The 17,730-nt window shown below is 67.6% G+C and carries 16 protein-coding genes; 3 read left to right on the top strand and 13 right to left on the bottom strand.

Translation table 11 applies throughout. The annotated features are described in order from the left end of the window. On the top strand, positions 1-282 hold a 282-nt coding region (locus B5Y19_RS13750; protein ID WP_139384389.1), incomplete at its 5' end, for a transposase. 121 nt (positions 283-403) lie between these two features. Further along, the gene (locus B5Y19_RS13745; protein WP_079591613.1) at positions 404-664 is read left to right on the top strand and encodes a type II toxin-antitoxin system Phd/YefM family antitoxin; all 261 of its coding nucleotides are present in this window, start codon (positions 404-406) and stop codon (positions 662-664) included. A 14-nt stretch (positions 665-678) separates the two neighbouring features. On the opposite strand, the gene B5Y19_RS25720 is transcribed toward B5Y19_RS13745, so the two are convergent. The 13 genes from B5Y19_RS25720 to mutM form a co-directional block, all read right to left on the bottom strand. Further along, positions 679-876: a hypothetical protein gene (locus tag B5Y19_RS25720; protein ID WP_139384388.1), complete on the bottom strand. Its 198-nt coding sequence runs from the start codon at positions 874-876 to the stop codon at positions 679-681. A 348-nt stretch (positions 877-1,224) separates the two neighbouring features. After that, complete coding sequence (gene gyrB / locus B5Y19_RS13740; protein WP_055730038.1) at positions 1,225-3,663, bottom strand: DNA topoisomerase (ATP-hydrolyzing) subunit B; 2,439 nt, start codon at positions 3,661-3,663, stop codon at positions 1,225-1,227. Positions 3,664-3,799: 136 nt separating this feature from the next. Continuing rightward, a complete protein-coding gene (locus B5Y19_RS13735) occupies positions 3,800-4,732 on the bottom strand; it encodes a sensor domain-containing diguanylate cyclase (protein WP_055730039.1) in 933 nt (310 codons plus the stop codon). A gap of 117 nt (positions 4,733-4,849) precedes the next feature. Continuing rightward, complete coding sequence (recQ, locus tag B5Y19_RS13730; protein WP_055730040.1) at positions 4,850-6,688, bottom strand: DNA helicase RecQ; 1,839 nt, start codon at positions 6,686-6,688, stop codon at positions 4,850-4,852. Positions 6,689-6,747: 59 nt separating this feature from the next. Then, positions 6,748-7,101, bottom strand: coding sequence for a hypothetical protein (locus tag B5Y19_RS13725; protein ID WP_055730041.1), 354 nt, complete (start codon positions 7,099-7,101; stop codon positions 6,748-6,750). A 6-nt stretch (positions 7,102-7,107) separates the two neighbouring features. Then, entirely contained in the window at positions 7,108-7,722 is a 615-nt protein-coding gene (locus tag B5Y19_RS13720) for a LysE family translocator (RefSeq protein WP_079591597.1), read from the bottom strand. A gap of 217 nt (positions 7,723-7,939) precedes the next feature. Further along, the gene (gene recF / locus B5Y19_RS13715) at positions 7,940-9,067 is read right to left on the bottom strand and encodes a DNA replication/repair protein RecF (protein ID WP_055730043.1); all 1,128 of its coding nucleotides are present in this window, start codon (positions 9,065-9,067) and stop codon (positions 7,940-7,942) included. Between the two features lie 10 nt (positions 9,068-9,077). Beyond that, positions 9,078-10,193 (bottom strand): DNA polymerase III subunit beta, encoded by a 1,116-nt coding sequence (gene dnaN / locus B5Y19_RS13710; protein ID WP_055730044.1) that lies wholly within the window; start codon positions 10,191-10,193, stop codon positions 9,078-9,080. 154 nt (positions 10,194-10,347) lie between these two features. Then, the gene (gene dnaA / locus B5Y19_RS13705) at positions 10,348-11,865 is read right to left on the bottom strand and encodes a chromosomal replication initiator protein DnaA (RefSeq protein WP_055730045.1); all 1,518 of its coding nucleotides are present in this window, start codon (positions 11,863-11,865) and stop codon (positions 10,348-10,350) included. Positions 11,866-12,627: 762 nt separating this feature from the next. Further along, a complete protein-coding gene (gene rpsT / locus B5Y19_RS13700) occupies positions 12,628-12,894 on the bottom strand; it encodes a 30S ribosomal protein S20 (protein ID WP_055730046.1) in 267 nt (88 codons plus the stop codon). A gap of 179 nt (positions 12,895-13,073) precedes the next feature. Continuing rightward, entirely contained in the window at positions 13,074-14,075 is a 1,002-nt protein-coding gene (locus B5Y19_RS13695) for a threo-3-hydroxy-L-aspartate ammonia-lyase (RefSeq protein WP_055730047.1), read from the bottom strand. Positions 14,076-14,212: 137 nt separating this feature from the next. Next, positions 14,213-14,986, bottom strand: coding sequence for an enoyl-CoA hydratase (locus B5Y19_RS13690; RefSeq protein ID WP_055730048.1), 774 nt, complete (start codon positions 14,984-14,986; stop codon positions 14,213-14,215). 913 nt (positions 14,987-15,899) lie between these two features. Then, positions 15,900-16,790: a bifunctional DNA-formamidopyrimidine glycosylase/DNA-(apurinic or apyrimidinic site) lyase gene (gene mutM / locus B5Y19_RS13685; RefSeq protein WP_055730049.1), complete on the bottom strand. Its 891-nt coding sequence runs from the start codon at positions 16,788-16,790 to the stop codon at positions 15,900-15,902. Positions 16,791-16,891: 101 nt separating this feature from the next. Between mutM and ubiE the strand changes: the two genes are divergently transcribed. Then, positions 16,892-17,653 carry a bifunctional demethylmenaquinone methyltransferase/2-methoxy-6-polyprenyl-1,4-benzoquinol methylase UbiE gene (gene ubiE / locus B5Y19_RS13680; protein ID WP_055730050.1) on the top strand — a complete coding sequence of 254 codons (762 nt, stop codon included), beginning with the start codon at positions 16,892-16,894 and terminating at the stop codon, positions 17,651-17,653. Positions 17,654-17,730: the final 77 nt, after the last annotated feature.

Here is a 17,730-nt window from a genome sequence, read left to right as displayed (position 1 = left end):
GTCGAGGCTCGGGAGATCGTTGCCGACTTCCACGCCATGATCAGAACCAAACGGGCCGAGCTGCTGTCGTCCTGGATAGAGCGCGCTTCAAGCAGCCTGATCGCTTCGCTGGCGAATGGCGTCAGGCGAGACGAAGCGGCCGTACACGCGGCGATCATCTCAACCTGGTCAAATGGTCAGACGGAAGGCCAGATCACCCGGCTCAAACTCGTCAAACGACAGATGTATGGCCGAGGCAAGATCGACCTCCTCCAGGCGCGCCTGATCGGTGCCCAATTATGAAAAACGTCAGCGAGATTGCGTCAGAGCCAAACTTGCACGCCGAAACACATACAATAGGAGAGTCGGTCACTAGGGCGGTGACTGTGCACTTCTCCGGGACGCCTTCTCAGGGGAAATGCTCGTGCCTCAGTTCTCAGTCCAGGAAGCGAAAATCCAACTGTCCCAACTGATCGCGAAAGCGCTGGCTGGAGAGGACGTGGTCATCACTCTCCGAAAAACGCCCGTGGTGCGTCTGGAGCCTATCGCGGCACAGGGCAAGCGACGCTTTGGCTCGCTCAAGGGGAAGATCGCCATCGACGAGCGCTTCCAAGACCCGCTGCCGGAGAGTGAGCGCGGCAGTTGGGACCTCGCATCAAATTTGCCGCGATCGAACCAAGGATGACTACACCGAGCCTTTCACAGCGCCTTCTTGACGCGCTTCTGTTCGCGCATCAGCGCTCGTAGTTCGCGCACTCTCTGTTTGCTGGCGTCGGCGAGTTCAGCCTGGCTGCGTTCACCTTCCTGCGTTAGCGCAACAGAAGCCGACCCTCTCAAGTTCGGTTTGGTCTCTTCCGGCGATTTTGGCGACCGATCAGCCAATTCTAATTCCACCAATCAGCTTGCTTCGAGCCGGCACTACCGGGGTTATATGTCAGTCACAGCACGTCGCCGATCGTGCTGACAGTGAGATCTGGGCGTTATGTCGGCGCTACCGCGTCGATTGTTTGGTTGACGCTGCCGGTAGTGCCGGCAGCACTACTCTCGTGAGCCCCATGCCACAAGTCGGCGCTCGGGCATCGAAGTGCCGGACGAGGCGATACCCAGACCAGCCAAAGCTTGTCGCGCATTCGCCCGCCCGCACGCTCGCATCCAACGCAGCATCGAGTCGAAGTTCTACGTCATTTGAGTCTGACTACCCGGCCAGAGAGTCAGGCTTTAGGGTGCCCCTACACGCCGCGACGGTCAGATATCGACCGTCGCGTTGAGCGCGTTGGTCTGGATGAACTCGCGCCGCGGTTCGACGACGTCGCCCATCAGCTTCACGAACAGGTCGTCGGCCTCGTCGTTCTGGTCGTTCTTGACCCGCAGCAGCGAGCGCACGTCGCGGTCGAGCGTCGTCTCCCAGAGCTGGTCAGGGTTCATCTCGCCCAGGCCTTTGTAGCGCTGCAGCGCGACGCCCTTGCGGCCGATGGTCGAGACCGCGTCGAACAGGTCGCTCGGGCCGTTGATCGTGAAGGAATCGCCCTTGCGGCTGAGCGTACCGGGCTTGGCGTAGGCCTCCTGCAGCGAGGTGGCGGCGGCATCGAGCTTGCGGGCCTCGGCGCTGGCGAGCAGCCCGGCATCGATGGTCGCCGCCTGCTTCACGCCGCGGATCATGCGCGAGAAGACGAAGCCGCCCTCGCTGACCTTGCCTTCCCAGCCGCGCTCCAGCTCGTCCGAGATCGCATCGAGCCGGCGCGCGACATAGGCCGCGGCCTCGTTCGCCTGCGCCTCGTTCTCCTCGTCGACCGGGTGCAGCACGCCGGCGATCGCCATCTGCTCGACGACGCGCCGATCATAGCGCGAATGCAGCTGCGAAAGTGCGTTGCGGACGTTGCGCGCCTCCTCGATCAGGGTCCGCAGGTCGGCGCCGGCGCGCTCCACGCCCTCGCTGGTGCGGAAGGTGGCGCCGTCGAGGGTGGAGTCGATCAGGTACTCCTCCAGCGCCCGCTCGTCCTTGAGGTAGACATGGCTCTTGCCGCGGGTCGCCTTGTAGAGCGGCGGCTGCGCGATGAAGAGATGGCCGGCATCGATCAGCTCCGGCATCTGCCGATAGAAGAAGGTCAGCAGCAGCGTGCGGATATGGGCGCCGTCGACGTCGGCGTCGGTCATGATGATGATCTTGTGGTAGCGCAGCTTGCCGAGATTGAAGCCGCCCTGTTCCGCATCGGCGCGGCCGATGCCGGCGCCGAGCGCCGTGATCAGCGTGCCGACCTGGTCCGAGGAGAGCATCTTGTCGAAGCGCGCCCGCTCGACATTGAGGATCTTGCCGCGCAGCGGCAGCACGGCCTGATACTCGCGGGCGCGGCCCTGCTTGGCGGAGCCGCCGGCCGAGTCACCCTCGACGATGAAGAGTTCGGACTTGGCCGGATCTCTCTCTTGGCAATCAGCCAACTTGCCTGGGAGTGACGCGATGTCGAGCGCGCCCTTGCGGCGGGTGAGGTCGCGGGCCTTGCGGGCGGCCTCGCGCGCGGCGGCGGCTTCCGCCACCTTGCCGACGATCGTCTTGGCCTCGTTCGGATGCTCCTCCAGCCATTCGGACAGCGCCTGGTTGACGACGTTCTCGACGACCGGGCGGACTTCCGAGGAGACCAGCTTGTCCTTGGTCTGCGAGGAGAATTTCGGATCGGGAACCTTGACCGAGACGATCGCGGTCAGGCCCTCGCGGCAGTCGTCGCCGGTGAGCGAGACCTTCTCCTTCTTGGAGATGCCCGAGCTCTCGGCATAGCCGGTGATCTGGCGCGTCAGCGCGGCGCGGAAGCCGGCAAGATGGGTGCCGCCGTCGCGCTGCGGGATGTTGTTGGTGAAGCAGAGCACGTTCTCGTGGTAGCTGTCGTTCCACCACAGCGCGACATCGACGGTGATGCCGTCCTTTTCCGAGGTCAGCATGATCGGCTGCTCGATCACCGCCGTCTTGGCGCGGTCGAGATAGCGCACGAAGGCCTCGACGCCACCCTCGTACATCAGTTCCTCGCGCACCACCTCGGCATGGCGCGCATCGGTCAGGATGATGCGCACGCCCGAATTCAGGAAGGCGAGCTCGCGCAGCCGGTGCTCCAGCGTCTTGTAGTCGAACTCCACCATGGTGAAGGTTTCCTGCGAGGGCAGGAAGGTCACCTCCGTGCCGCGCTTGTCGCCCTGCGGGCCGACGACGGCGAGCGGGGCGACCGCGTCGCCATGGCGGAATTCGATGAAGTGTTCGTGGCCGCCGCGCCAGATGCGCAGCTTGAGCGAGACCGAGAGCGCGTTGACGACGGAGACGCCAACGCCGTGCAGGCCGCCCGAGACCTTGTAGGAGTTCTGGTCGAACTTACCGCCGGCATGGAGCTGGGTCATGATGACCTCGGCCGCCGAGATGCCTTCCTCGCTGTGGATATCGGTCGGGATGCCGCGGCCATTGTCGCTGACCGTGACCGAGCCATCGGCGTTCAGCGTCACCGTGACGAGGTCGGCATGGCCGGCCAGCGCCTCGTCGATGGCGTTGTCGACGACCTCGTAGACCATGTGATGCAGGCCGGAACCGTCATCCGTGTCGCCGATATACATGCCGGGGCGCTTGCGGACGGCATCCAGGCCCTTGAGAACCTTGATGGAATCGGCGCCGTAGTCTTCGGGCTGGGCGCTGAGCGCGGCATCGGTCATGAAGTCGTCCTTGAACGGGCGAGCGAGCGCCCGCGATGATCCTGATTCGTAACGACAATATAGGGATAGACCATGGCTTTTTCACGCGCCTACGCGTGCGCGTGCGTGGGTTGCCGGCCATCTCGTCGTCGTCGCGTCACGACTCTCCGGGCACCGGCAGCGCTTCGGCGCTGAGATGGGCCCTGTCGCGGCCCTCGGTCTTGGCGCGGTAGAGGGCACGGTCGGCGCGGCCGTAGAGGCTCGCGGCCGTGTCGCCGGGCTGGTAGGTGGCGACGCCGGCCGAGCAGGTATAGGTCACGGCCGGCCGCTCGGGAAGCGGATGCGCTGCCCGCGCCTCCGCCAGCAGATGCTCGGCGAAGGCCAGGCAGTTCTCGGCCGGCGCCCCGGGCATCACCAGCATGAACTCCTCGCCGCCGATCCGCCCGAAGCAGTCGGTGCGCCGGATGAAGCGGTGCACGAGATGAGTGAAGTGGCGCAGCACCATGTCGCCGCCCTGATGGCCGAAGCGGTCGTTGATGCTCTTGAACAGGTCAATGTCGAGCACGCAGACGCTGAGTGCGTTGCCGGGCACCAGCATGGTGGCGTTGATCAGCGCTTCCAGGCGGCCGAAGACGAATCGACGATTGGCGGTGCTGGTGAGCTCGTCGGTCTGGGCCGCGCGCATCGCCAGGTCGCGGTCCTGCCTGAGCAGCCTTTCCTCGCGGCGCAGATCGGTGATCTCGCTCGCGATGCAGAGCATCCAGCCATTGGGGCGCACGGTCTCGGTCATCCACAGCCAGCGGCCGTCGGTGAGGTCGGTCTCATAGGCCCTGAACGGCGTCTTGCCGCGGCGCGACTGGGTCGAGGTCAGCCAGGCCTCGAGATCGGCGGCCTTGATCGCGGTGCCCCTGAAGGCCGCGTGGTTGCGGCGCATGATCTCGGTCCAGGTCGGGGTTTCGCCGGGCGCGAGATGGAAGCTGCGCCGGAACGCGTCATTGGCGAGGCGCAGGCGGTCCGTCTCGTCGTAGACCGCGAGCAGGACGTCCGAGTGTTCAACCAGATCGGTGAACGCGTCGTAGATGCTGTCCATGGGCCGTTCGGCTTGGCTGGGACGCCGCCGCAGCGCCCTGCCGCGGCAGGATGCCTCATTCCGGCGCGCGATCCAACCCTGCCCCGGCCCGGCCTCGGCGAGCACCGGGCCGCATCCTCAGCCGGGGAAGCTCGCGATCGCCTCGATGAACGCTTCGCCATACTGGGTGAGCTTGCGCTCGCCGACGCCCTCGATGGCCCGCATCTCCTCGAGGCCGAGCGGGCGCTCGCGCGCCATCGCGATGAGCGTCCGGTCGGTGAAGATGATATAGGCCGCCACGCCCTCTTCGCGGGCGAGCTGGAGCCTGAGCTTGCGCAGATGCTCGAACAGGCCCGCAGTGCCCTCGTCGAGCCCGTCGGCGCGCGCCGCGTCGCGCTCGGAGCGGCGGGAGCGGCGCTCGGCGAAGGGATCGGCCCTCAGCGCGATGCTCTCGCGTCCGAACAGGATGTCCTCGCCCTTCGGCGTCAGCCTGAAGCCGCCATGCTCGACGCTGGCTTCGGCAAGCGCCCCGGCCGCGAAGAGCTTGCGCGTCAGCCCCATCCAGGCGGCCTTTGGCTTGTCGGCGCCGACGCCGAAGGTCTTCAGGCCATCATGGTTCTGGCGGCGGATGACCTCGGTCGTGGTCCCGGTCAGGATGTCTGCGAGATGGCCGGCGCCGAAGCGCTCGCCGGAGCGGATCACGGCGGAGAGCAGCTTGCGCGCATCGAGCGTCGCGTCCTGGAGCGCAGGCGCTTCCGCTCCGCAGAGGTCGCAGCGGAACGGCGCCTGCCCGTGCCGGCAGGGCGGGGTCTCCTCGCCGAAATAGGCGAGCAGCGCGCTGCGCCGGCACAGCGCGTTCTCGCAGAGATCGATCATCGCGTTCAGCCGCTTGTGCTCGATGCGCTTGCGCTCCTCGTCGACCGGCTTCTCGTCGATCTGGCGGCGGCGCAGCGCCATGTCGTCGACGCCGTAGAGGGTCAGCGTGTCGGCCGGTAGCCCGTCGCGGCCGGCACGGCCGATCTCCTGGTAGTAGCCCTCGATCGAGCCCGGCATGTCGGCATGCACGACGAAGCGGACATCCGGCTTGTTGATGCCCATGCCGAAGGCGATGGTGGCGCAGACGACGACCCCGTCCTCCTGCAGGAAGATGTCCTGGTTGCGGTTGCGCTCCGCCTGCTCCAGCCCGGCATGGTAGGCGAGCGCGTTCCAGCCCTTCTCGCTCAAGGCCGCGGCGAGCCGTTCCGTCTTGTTGCGCGAGGAGCAATAGACGATGCCGGAGCCGTTGCGGTGCCGGCGCAGGAAATCGTCGATCTGCCGGCGCGGCTGCTCCTTCGGCGCGAAGGCGAGCTTCAGGTTCGGCCGATCGAAGGAATGCACCACCATCTGCGGCGGCTGCGGGAAGAGCTGCTGGGCGATATCGGCTTGCGTCTGCCGGTCGGCGGTCGCGGTCAGCGCCGTCACCGGCACGCCGCCCAGCGCCTCGCGCGTCTTGGCGAGCAAACGATATTCCGGGCGGAAGTCGTGGCCCCATTGCGAGACGCAATGCGCTTCGTCGATGGCGAGCCGGGTCACGCCGAGGCGCTTCAGCCGTGCGACCAGCCCCTCGCCGGCCAAGCGCTCCGGCGAGACGAAGAGCAGGCGCAGATCGCCGGAATTGAGCCGGTCCCAGGCCTGCGCCGCCTCTTCCTCGCTGTTCATCGAGTTGAGCGAGGCCGCCGGCACGCCGGCCCTGACGAGCTGCCCGACCTGGTCGCGCATCAGCGCGATCAGCGGCGAGACGACCAGCGTCAGCCCGCCCGCGACCAGCGCCGGCAGCTGGTAGCACATCGACTTGCCGGAGCCGGTCGGCATCACCGCGAAGACGTCGCGCCCGGCGAGCGCGGCCTCGATCACCTCCCACTGGCCGGGGCGGAAATCGTCATAGCCCCAGACGGATTTGAGGATGGCGCGGGCGTCTGATTCGCGGGATTGCGACATGGGAAGGGGTTTGCCGCAGCCGGGCGCGCTTGGCCAGCCTTTCGCCGGATATCCTGTGCCTAGCCCCGTATCGCCAGCAGGTGGACCACCGTGGTCACCGCGAAAACCGCCGTGATCAGCTTCGAGGACCAGGGCTTCAGATCGAACCAGATGAATTGCAGCGCGAGCCGCAGGCCCCAGAAGGCGCTGCCCAGGAGCGGCAGCAGCGGATGGATGCTTCCCTGCCCGGCTTGCCAGATCAAGGTCGCGCCATAGGCGAGGAAGACGAAGGTCAGCATCGCGTTGAGCGTCTGGGTGATCGCGGTGTTCAGGCTGCCGGAGGGCGCGAGCCGCTCGGGCCAGCCGAACAGCCGCCCGAAAGCGGCATGGAACAGCGCGAAGCCGAGATCGAGCAGGCCGGCGATCAGGAGCAAGGTCGGTCAGCTCCGCGTCGCAATCGCGGCGGCGGCGCCGACCATCACGCCGCCGGTCGCGCGGTTGATCCAGCGCATGGCGCGCGGGCTCGCGACGAGGCGCCGGGCCCGGTCGGCCGCATAGGCATAGGCCATCAACGTTCCGGTGATGATCGGGGCGATCAGCGCGGCAACCTCGACGAAGGCGAGCGCGCTCATCGCGTCGAGGTCGATGACCAGCGGCAGGATCGACAGGAAGAAGACCATGACCTTGGGATTGCCGAGCGTCAGCGCGATGCCTCCGAGGAACAGGCGCATGCCCTCGCCGCGTGCGGCAGTAGACGGCTTCGGCGCCTCGGCAGGCGCCGTCCAGGCCTTGTAGCCGAGATAGAGGAGATAGGCGAAGCCGGCATATTTGATCGCCAGGAAGACGCCGTGGAAGCTCTGCATCAGCACGCTGAGCCCCAGCGCCGAGAGCGTGAACCAGACAAGATCGCCCATGACGATGCCGGCGAGGAAGGGCAGCGAGCGCCGGAAGCCCGAGGACAGGGAACGCGCGACCAGCGCGGCGATCGCCGGGCCGGGAGAGGCTACGGCCAGGAAATACACGCCGGCGAACAGGGCAAGGCTGGAGATGTCCATGGAAAGCCTCCGGCGCGACGATGCAAATGCGCTGTTCGATCCGGAATCGTCATTGCGAGCGCAGCGAAGCAATCCAGGGGGACTGGGTGGGGCGTTCAACCGGGTCCCCCTGGATTGCTTCGTCGCTTCGCTCCTCGCAATGACGGCCCCGTTCGATCGAGGAATATCCTACCAGCAACGCCGGCAGGCGTCCCATCGCAAGCGGTGGCCTGACCGATCAATCGAGCGGATCGATCCGCCCCGGCGTCACCGCGAAACGTTGTGCGCCCGCCGGCAGGTCGCCGAACAGGGCCGCATCGGCGCCGGTCATCCAGACCTGGCAGCCGAGACCGGTGAGCCCTTCATAGAGCGCCGCGCGCCGGCGCGGGTCGAGATGGGCGGCGATCTCGTCGAGCAGGACGAGCGGCGCGATCCCGCTCATCGCCGCGACCAGCCGGGCATGGGCGAGCACGAGCCCGATCAGCAGCGCCTTCTGCTCGCCGGTCGAGCCCTGTCCGGCCGGGATGTCCTTCGGTCCGTGCCGGACTTCGAGATCGGAGGCCTGTGGCCCCGTGAGCGTGCGCCCGGCGGCGCGGTCGCGTTGGCGGCCCTGGCGCAGCACGTCGCGATAGGCGTCCTCGGCATCGACCGCCGGCAGGCGGGCGACGAGGGCGTCGATCTCGCCTGAGAGCGTGATATCGGCGAAGGGGAAGGGCGAGGTTTCGTCGCGCGTCTCGGCGATGATCGCGGAGAGCCGCGCCACCGTCTCGGCACGCGCGGCGGCGACCGCGACGCCGAGTTCGGCGATCTCACGCTCGACGGCGTCGAGCCACTGGCCCTGGCCGGGACTCTCCTCGAGGATGCGGTTGCGCGAGCGCAGCGCCCGCTCCAGCGCGTTGGAGCGGGTGGCATGGCTCGGATCGATCGCCAGCACCAGCCGGTCGAGGAAGCGGCGGCGGTCGCCGGCCGCGCCCCGGAACAGCCCGTCGAGATCGGGCGTCAGCCAGACCACGCGCAGATAGTCGCTGAAGGCCAGCGCCGAGCCGACGGAGGCGCCGTCGATGCGGGCAAGCCGCGGGCGCCTGCCTTCCGCATCGAGCGGGCCGAGCCCGATCCCGAGCCGGCCGGCTTCGTCCGCGAGCGTGACCGAGGCGGCGAAGGAGCCGTCGCCACCCTGCCGGGCCATGGTCGACAGCTCCGCACGGCGCAGGCCCCGTCCCGGCGTGAACAGCGAGAGGGCTTCGAGGATATTGGTCTTGCCGGCTCCGTTCTCGCCTGCGAGTGCAACGATTTGGCCCTCGACCGGGAGATCGAGGGCCTCGTAGGAACGGAAATCCTGCAGGATCAGGCGCGCGACGGCGGCCATGGCCGCGGGATCACACGCGCATCGGCATCAGCACATAGAGCGCGGAGGCCCCTTCGCGATCCTGGATGACGGTCGGCGAGCCGGGATCGGCGAGCTTGAGCAGCGCCGTGTCGCCGTCGAGCTGGGCGGCGATGTCCATCAGATAGCGGGCATTGAAGCCGATATCGAGCGGGCTCGCCTCGTAGTCGACCTCGATCTCCTCGGTCGCGGAGCCGGAATCCGGATTGGTGACGGAGAGCGTCATGCGCCCATCCGCCATCGAGAGCTTCACGGCGCGGCCGCGCTCCGACGAGATCGTCGAGACGCGGTCGACGGAAGCGGCGAAATCGCCCTTGTCGACGGTCAGGCGCTTGTCGTTGCCGCTCGGGATGACGCGCTGATAATCGGGGAAGGTGCCGTCGATCAGCTTCGAGGTCAGCACGACGCTGGCCGTGGCGATGCGGATCTTGGAGCCGGAAAGCTCGACCGCGACCTCGCTCTCGCCATCCTCCAGCAGCTTCTGGATCTCGGCGACGGCCTTGCGCGGGACGATCACGCCGGGCATCCCGACCGAGCCCTGCGGGGCAGCGGTGTCGACGCGGGCGAGGCGGTGGCCGTCGGTCGCGACCGCGCGCAGCACCGGGCGCCCGTCGACGTCGATGGTGTGGAGATAGATGCCGTTCAGGTAGTAGCGCGTCTCCTCGGTCGAGATCGCGAACTGGGTCTTGTCGATCAGGCGCTTCAGCTCGCCGGCCGGCAGCACGAAGCGATGCGCCATCTCGCCGGCAGTGATGTCGGGGAAGTCGCTCTCCGGCAGGGTCTGGAGCTGGAAGCGCGAACGGCCGGAGCGCAGCACGAGGCCGCTGTCGCCGGTGGTCTCCAGCGAAACCTGCGCGCCGTCGGGCAGCTTGCGGACGATGTCGTAGAGGGTGTGGGCGGGAACGGTCGTGGCGCCGGGCTCGGCCGCCTCGGCGGGAATCGTCTCCACCACCTCGATGTCGAGATCGGTCGCCTTGAGCCGCAGGCCGTTCTCGGAGGCGCTGAGCAGCAGGTTGGACAGGATCGGGATCGTGTTGCGGCGCTCGACCACGCGATGCACGTGACCGAGCGACTTGAGCAGCGTGGAACGTTCGACCGTGACCTTCATGATTGTCTAGTCTTCTGGCGCTGGCCGCCCGGGCATCGCTGCCCGGGCCGAATGAATGGCCAGCGACATTGCCGGACGGCGCGCGGGCGCGCAAGGCCTGCGCGCCCGGGCAACCACAACCATTTGACGCAGCGGGCGCGCGGTTCGCGCGATCTCACTCCTGAAGCATGCGCTTCAGCAGGTCGACCTCCTCATGCAGCGAGCGGTCCTCGCTGATCGCCTTCTCGATCTTGCGCACCGCGTGCAGCACCGTGGTGTGGTCCCGTCCGCCGAAGCGGCGGCCGATCTCCGGCAGCGAGCGTGGCGTCAGCGCCTTCGACAGATACATCGCGATCTGGCGCGGCTTCACCACCGCCGCGGTGCGGCGCTCCGAGAGGATGTCGGCCCGGCTGACATTGTAGCGCGTGGCGACGAGCTTCTGGATGTCCTCGATCTTGACCCGGCGCGGCTCGCGCGTCCGCACCAGGTCGCGGATCGCGGCCTCCGCCGTCTCGAGCGTCACGAGCTGGCCCGAGAGCGTCGCATGGGCGAGCAGCCGGTTGGCGGCGCCGTCGAGGTCGCGGCCATTGGTCGTGACGACGCGGGCGACATAGGCGACGACGTCCGGGCTGACCTGGAAGTTCGGATGGGCGCCCTGCAGCGCTTCCATGCGGCTCGCCAGGATCTTGACGCGCAGCGCCTCGTCGAGCTCGCCGACCTCGACGACGAGGCCGCCGCCGAGCCGCGAGCGGATGCGCTCGTCGAGCGCTTCCAGCTCGCCGGCAAGGCGATCGCCGGCGACGACGATCTGCTTGCCGGCATCGAGCAGCGCGTTGATCGTGTGGCCGAACTCCTGCTGGATCGACTTGCCCTGGATGAACTGCACGTCGTCGACGATGAGCAGGTCGATGCCGCGCAGCTTCTCCTTGAAGGCCAGCGCCGTCTGCGACTTCAGCGCCGCGACGAAGCCGTACATGAAGCGGTCGGCGGTGAAATAGGCGACGCGCTTGCCCTGGCGGCGCGCTTCCTGGGCGATCGCCTGCAGCAGATGCGTCTTGCCGAGGCCGACGCCGGCATGGAGATAGAGCGGGTTGTAGGGGCTCTGGCCCGCCGGCGCGCCGGCGATGCGCTCGGCCGCGGCGAAGGCGAGCTGGTTCGACTTGCCGACGACGAAGCTCTGGAAGCTCATGCGCTTGTCTAGCGCCGTGCCGCAGGCGTCGACCGGGTCGTTCTCGCAGGGCTGGGCCGGGTTGGCGCCAGCGGGCTTGCCGGGCTCGGCGATCGTGCTGGCGGCGGCGACGGGGCGGGCGCGGAGAGCGGCCTCGACGCGCGGTGCGGCCGCCTCGCGCGACACCGGGCGCACGGAGAGTAGCACGCCGTTCGGCGCCGGCAGCTCGGCGATGCAGTTCACCCGCAGCCGCTCGGCGTAATGCGCTTCGAGCCAGCTCTTCAGGAACCGGGTCGGGACGGTGAGGTAGGCCACGCCCTCGACGATGCCGGCGAGCTCGAGCCGGCCGAACCAGCTCGAGAACACATCCTCGCCGAGCTCGGCCCGCAGGCGCCTGCGGACGCGCTCCCAGGCTTCCTGGATGGTCGCCTCTTCCACCTTGATCCCCGCGGCTTCCTCCGCCGCGATCGTCACCACCACCGACGCTGTCTCGACCGTGTCCCCGAAATCTTGCCGCTCGAACATCAATGGCCCCATTCTTTGAAATGCACGCGCCTTGGGAGCGGCGTCCGCAGGGCGGACACCTTCCCGGCGCTGTTGTCCGGTCAAAAAGGTTCCCGGCCGGCCGGGTGCATGGCACCGGCAGGTTCGGGTTCCCGCTCTGTCGATTACGCTTGGCTGGCTCGCCTCTGGACGATGCCGCCCTTCATCTCAACATCGAAAGACAAAGGGTCACATCCTCCAACCTCCATGGTCGCGAGCCAAAACGCTGATCATCTCTGGAAATCCCGGGGCGGTCATTGCTGTCCGCCCGGCGACGAGAGGACCTTACAGGGCGCTCTCGACGGGCTGCAACATCCCTTTCAGCCGGCTTCGGAGAGACGGCCGTCGCAGCAGGGCCGGCAGCTCTCGGCCGGACGCCGCAATTGGTTGGGGAACTTAAGATTTTCTTGACGGCCCCTGTCTTGCCGATCCGCGAATCTTTTTTTTCGAGGCGCCTGGGAGGCTGCCGCAGAGTCGCCGCGATTCCGCCGCCCAAAATCCTTTGCCCGCTAAGGTGATGATAAATCACATCTTTTTGTGAGCGATGGACTCTCGCGGGAAGGCTCGTTCCGCATCCTGAAACGCCGCGAAGAGTCAAGCCTGCAAAGGCCCGGAAAGCCCGCGGAAACAGCGTGCGGCCGCAATTTTTCCGCTCCGTTGCACGGCGGCGGCACTTGTCTCGAGCCAATAAAAAAGCCCGGCCGTGAGGCCGGGCTTTCGGTCATGAAAATGCCAAAAACTTGATCAGGACGCCAGGGCGCCGATCCGGTGCGCGAGGCGCGAAACCTTGCGGGAAGCGGTGTTCTTGTGAACCACGCCCTTCTGGGCGGCGCGCATGATTTCCGGCTGGGCGGCCTTGAGGGCCTCGGCGGCGCCGGTCTTGTCGCCGGAGGCGATGGCCTCTTCGACCTTGCGCAGGAAGGTGCGCATCCGCGAGCGGCGCGCCTTGTTGACCTCGGTGCGCCGCACGATCTTGCGTGCAGCCTTCTTGGCCGACGTCGTATTGGCCATCGAAACGTCCTCGTCTTCATCGCGGTCGGGCGCCTGGCGTTATTGCCGGCGGGCCTGGCCGCACTCTTGCTGGAAAAACGTGAGCGGCGGCCGAGCTTGCGCGGGCCGCCGCGAGTGGCGTGGCTATAGTCGCTCCCGGGCCGGCCGTCAACGCCGGAATCGGTTTTGGCCTGCCTGCCTCATGCCGAAGGCGCGATAAGCCGGGCGAAGCTCGCCAGATCGACATTGCCGCCGCTGATGATCACGCCGACGCGCTTGCCCTCGACCGGCACCTTGGCGGTCAGCGCCGCGGCCGCGGCGAGGCAGCCGGTCGGCTCGACCACGAGCTTCATCCGCTCGGCGAAGAAGCGCATGGCGTCGACGAGCTCGGCGTCGCTGACGGTGACGATGTCCTCGACCAGCGCCTGGATGATCGGGAAGGTGAGGTCGCCGAGGAAGGCGGTCTGCGCACCGTCGGCGATGGTCTTCGGCACGCCGATCTTGACGATCTTGCCGGAGCGCAGCGATTGCTGCCCGTCATTGCCGGCCTCGGGCTCGACGCCGAAGACGCGGCAATCGGGATTGAGCGCCTTGGCCGCGAGCGCCGCGCCGGCGAGCAGGCCGCCGCCGCCGAGGCAGACGAAGAGCATGTCGAAGGGGCCGGCATCCTCGATCAGCTCCTTAGTCGCGGTGCCCTGGCCGGCGATGACGTCGGCATGGTCATAGGGCGGGATCAGCGTCAGCCCCCGCTCCGCGGCGATGCGGTTGCCGATCTCGAGCCGGTCCTGAGTATAGCGGTCGTAGCGGACGACCTCGCCGCCATAGCCCTGCGTCGCCTCGACCTTCGCCTGGGGAGCGTCTTCCGGCATGATGATCGTGGTCGGCACGCCGAGCAGCTTGCCGGCATAGGCGATCGCCTGGGCATGGTTGCCGGAGGAGAAGGTCAGCACGCCGGCCTTCTTCTGCTCGGGCGACAGCGCCGAGATGGCATTGTAGCCGCCGCGGAACTTGAAGGCCCCCATCCGCTGCAGGTTCTCGGCCTTGAAGACGAGGCTCGCGCCCGTGCGCCGGTTGGCGGTGGCCGAGCTCAGCGCCGGCGTATGATGCGCGACGCCCTTCAGGCGCTCGGCGGCGCGCTCGACATCGGCATAGGTGGGAAGCGTCAGGCCCTCGGGGGCGGCGATGCGGACTGCGGCGGTCATGGGTCTTCGTCCTGCTGCTGGTGGGGCATCGTGTCAGCAGGGCGGGGCCGGGTTCAAGTCAAAGATCGAGACCCCGGCCATGCATGGGAGTGATTGGTCCGCGCGGGACGACCTGGCGCGTCCCGCGCGAACGGCCGTCAGGCGTTCTTGAAGTCGGGCTTCCGCTTCTCGGCGAAGGCGGCCATGCCTTCCTTCTGGTCGGCGGTGGCGAAGAGCGAGGAGAAGATGCGGCGTTCGAAGCGCAAGCCCTCGTTCAGCGTCACCTCGAAGGCGCGGTTCACCGCCTCCTTGGCCATCAGCACCGAGGGCAGCGACTTCGACGCGATCGCCTCGGCCGCCTTCAGCGTCTCCGACATCAGATCCGCGAGCGGCACGATGCGGGCGACGAGGCCGGAATGCTCGGCCTCCTGCGCGCTCATCAGCCGGCCGGTCAGGCACAGATCCATGGCCTTGGCCTTGCCGACCGCCTTGGTCAGGCGCTGCGTGCCGCCGGCGCCGGGGATGACGCCGAGATTGATCTCGGGCTGGCCGAACTTGGCGTTGTCCGCGGCGATGATGAAGTCGCACATCATGGCGAGCTCGCAGCCGCCGCCGAGCGCGAAGCCGGCGACCGCGGCGATGATCGGCTTGCGCCGCTGCCCGATCCGGTCCCAGGGTTCGAACTTGTCGTCGAGATAGGTCTCGGGGAAGGTCCGGCTCTGCATCTCCTTGATGTCGGCGCCCGCGGCGAAGGCCTTCTCCGAGCCGGTGATGACGATGCAGCCGATGCCGGCATCCTTCTCGAAGCCGTCCAGCGCCGTGTTGACCTCGCCGATGAGCTGGCCGTTCAGCGCGTTCAGCGCCTGCGGGCGGTTGAGCGTGATCAGCCCGACCTTGCCCTTCGTCTCGACGAGAATGGTCTCATAAGCCATGGCGGCCTCCCGGATGATGCTGTCGTCGCAGCTTTACCGGGCGGGCAAGGCCCAAGTCCATGCGTGTTGCGCGCATCTGCGCATTCGTGCTGCCTCCCGGCCGCCACCTGCCGTCATGGTCGGGCTTGTCCCGACCATCCAGGTCTTCGCTGATCGAGCGCGGTGTCCAAGACGTGGATGCTCGCCACAAGGGCGAGCATGACGGCGGGGTTCCCGCGCATGCATCTTCATCCGCCCGCGTCGCCGCGTTCGGTGGGAATGAGGGGCAGCGGAGCGCCGCGAGGCGCGGTGGATATAAAGCCGCATCCGTTGAGCCAGGATGCGGCGCGGAAGGATTGAGCCACCTTCCGCGCGCCCCGTGGCGCTCCGCTCATCGGCGATTTTGGACTCCGGGCCGCGCTTATTCGGATCTTCGCGGTCTGGTCCCGTTCGCCCCGATGCCCGTCCGGCTCCGCGCCGCGTAACGTCAGGGCTCGCAGGGCCTTCCCCCGTCGAGCCGTCCAGCGAGCTCCTCGCGCAGGGGCCATAGTACCCCCAGGGCGGTTCCCGAAGCCTCCCGGGAGTGGGTCGTAACCCCACCCGCAGGCGCCGAACCTCCTCCCGCAACCGGCATACCTCCGGATGGCTGCCCCTCGGGGATGAGGTGCGAAGAGGATAAGCGCGGTGCGTGAGGGCGGGGATAAGTCCACGTGGCAATCCCCGGTGCTGTTCACGCGGAGGCTTCGTTGCGGAGCGGAGAACCGCCACGCTTCTTCCCTTCTCCCCTCGGGGGAGAAGGGAAGGTTCTCGCGCGTCATCCGCCGGCGTTGCGCTCTCCTCCGAGGGGAGAGGGAAAGCTGTGGCCCGAGATGCTTGAGGCGACCCCGGACAGGACAGCGAGGCACGGGACCCGCAGCGCGCGCCGGGGTTCGCCCTAGCGCCGCCTCTGGCAGCTCTCGCAATAGAAGGTCGAGCGGCCGGACTGCACCAGCCGCTTCACCGGCTTGCCGCAACCCGGCGTGACGCAGGGCTCGCCCTCGCGGTCATAGACCTTGAAGCGATGCTGGAAATAGCCGAGCGAGCCGTCGGCATGGGCGAAGTCGCGCAGCGTCGAGCCGCCGGCGGCGACGGCCTCCTCCAGCACCTCGCGGATGATGCGGGCGAGCTCATGCGCCTTGTCGCGCGGTCGTCCGGTCGGGGTCGCGATCGTTCCTGCCTCGGCCTCGGGATGTAGCCCGGCCCGGAACAGCGCCTCGCAGACATAGATGTTGCCGAGCCCCGCCACGAGCCGCTGGTCGAGCAGCGCGGCCTTCAAGGGCGCGATCTTGCCCGCGAAGAGCGCGGCAAGCGTCTCGCCGGAGAGTTCGTTGCCGAGCGGCTCGATGCCCATCCCGGCGAAATGCCTGGAGGTCGCGAGATCGGCGCGGGGGACGAGGTCCATGAAGCCGAAGCGGCGCACGTCATTATAGGTGACGCGGGCGCCGGACCCCATCTCGAACACGACATGGTCGTGGATCAGGTGCCGGCCGATCTCATTATAGTAGGCCCCGGGCTCGCTCGGAGGCGTGCCGGGGGCCTCGACGATGAAGCGGCCGCTCATGCCCAGATGCATGACCAGCGCCTGGCCGTCGTCGAGATCCGCGATCAGGTATTTGGCGCGCCGCGACAGCGCCTCGACGCGCCGCCCCGTCAGCCGCTCGGCGAACCGTTCCGGCAGCGGAAAGCGCAGATCGGGCCGACGCTGCTCGACGCGGGCGAAGCGCTCGCCCGCCATGGCGGGCTCCAGCCCGCGCCGGACGGTCTCGACCTCGGGTAGCTCGGGCATTCCTGCTCTCTCTTTTGTAAAGGCTGCGTCGAGAGGGCCCGCGACAAGCCCGCCGCCTTTGGCTATTCATCGGCACAGCCAAACACAAGGTTCGCCCCAACGTGACAGCAGCTTCCGACACCACCCATTTCGGCTTCGAGACGGTGAGGCTCGCCGAAAAGCAGGCGAAGGTCGACGACGTCTTCCACAAGGTCGCCAACCGCTACGACCTGATGAACGACCTGATGTCGGGCGGGCTGCACCGGGCCTGGAAGAGCGCGCTGCTCACCGCGATCAACCCGCCGAAGGACCGGGCCTTCCACCATCTCGACGTGGCCGGCGGCACGGGCGACGTCGCCTTTTCGGTGCTGGAGGCCGGCGGCCCGCAGACCGATGTGACGGTCCTCGACATCAACGCCGACATGCTGCGCGTCGGGCGCGAGCGCGCCGACAAGCGGTTTCCGGGGGATGACCGCATCCGCTTCGTCCAGGGCAATGCCGAGGAACTCGGCCTGCCGGACAATCGTTTCGACTGCTATACGATCGCCTTCGGCATCCGCAACGTGCCCCGTATCGACAAGGCCCTGGCCGAGGCCTATCGCGTGCTCAAGCGCGGCGGGCGCTTCCTCTGCCTCGAATTCAGCCATGTCGACGTGCCGCTGCTCGACAAGATCTACGAGACCTATTCCTTCAAGGTCATTCCGCCGATGGGCCGCGTCGTCACCGGCGAGGCCGAGCCCTATCAGTACCTCGTCGAATCGATCCGCAAATTCCCGAAGCCGCAGGCCTTCGCCGGCATGATCGAGGATGCCGGCTTCCGCCGCGCGAAGTTCACGCCGATGACGGGCGGAGTCGTGGCGCTGCATTCCGGCTGGAAGCTGTGATGGGCTTTCCTGCGTCATGCCCGGGCTCGACCCGGGCATCTCATGCCGGAAAGGGCTCCCTTCCTGAGATACTCGGG

The sequence above is a fragment of the Allobosea thiooxidans genome, assembly GCF_900168195.1.
GTDB classification, from domain to species: domain Bacteria; phylum Pseudomonadota; class Alphaproteobacteria; order Rhizobiales; family Beijerinckiaceae; genus Allobosea; species Allobosea thiooxidans.
This window is presented reverse-complemented; position numbering and strand designations above follow the sequence as displayed.

Coding starts and splice junctions, on each gene's coding strand:
- gyrB (WP_055730038.1), bottom strand. CDS start 3,663: ATGACCGATGCCGCGCTCAGCGCCCAGCCCGAAGACTACGGCGCCGAT.
- B5Y19_RS13735 (WP_055730039.1), bottom strand. CDS start 4,732: ATGGACAGCATCTACGACGCGTTCACCGATCTGGTTGAACACTCGGAC.
- recQ (WP_055730040.1), bottom strand. CDS start 6,688: ATGTCGCAATCCCGCGAATCAGACGCCCGCGCCATCCTCAAATCCGTC.
- B5Y19_RS13720 (WP_079591597.1), bottom strand. CDS start 7,722: ATGGACATCTCCAGCCTTGCCCTGTTCGCCGGCGTGTATTTCCTGGCC.
- recF (WP_055730043.1), bottom strand. CDS start 9,067: ATGGCCGCCGTCGCGCGCCTGATCCTGCAGGATTTCCGTTCCTACGAG.
- dnaN (WP_055730044.1), bottom strand. CDS start 10,193: ATGAAGGTCACGGTCGAACGTTCCACGCTGCTCAAGTCGCTCGGTCAC.
- dnaA (WP_055730045.1), bottom strand. CDS start 11,865: ATGTTCGAGCGGCAAGATTTCGGGGACACGGTCGAGACAGCGTCGGTG.
- rpsT (WP_055730046.1), bottom strand. CDS start 12,894: ATGGCCAATACGACGTCGGCCAAGAAGGCTGCACGCAAGATCGTGCGG.
- B5Y19_RS13695 (WP_055730047.1), bottom strand. CDS start 14,075: ATGACCGCCGCAGTCCGCATCGCCGCCCCCGAGGGCCTGACGCTTCCC.
- B5Y19_RS13690 (WP_055730048.1), bottom strand. CDS start 14,986: ATGGCTTATGAGACCATTCTCGTCGAGACGAAGGGCAAGGTCGGGCTG.
- mutM (WP_055730049.1), bottom strand. CDS start 16,790: ATGCCCGAGCTACCCGAGGTCGAGACCGTCCGGCGCGGGCTGGAGCCC.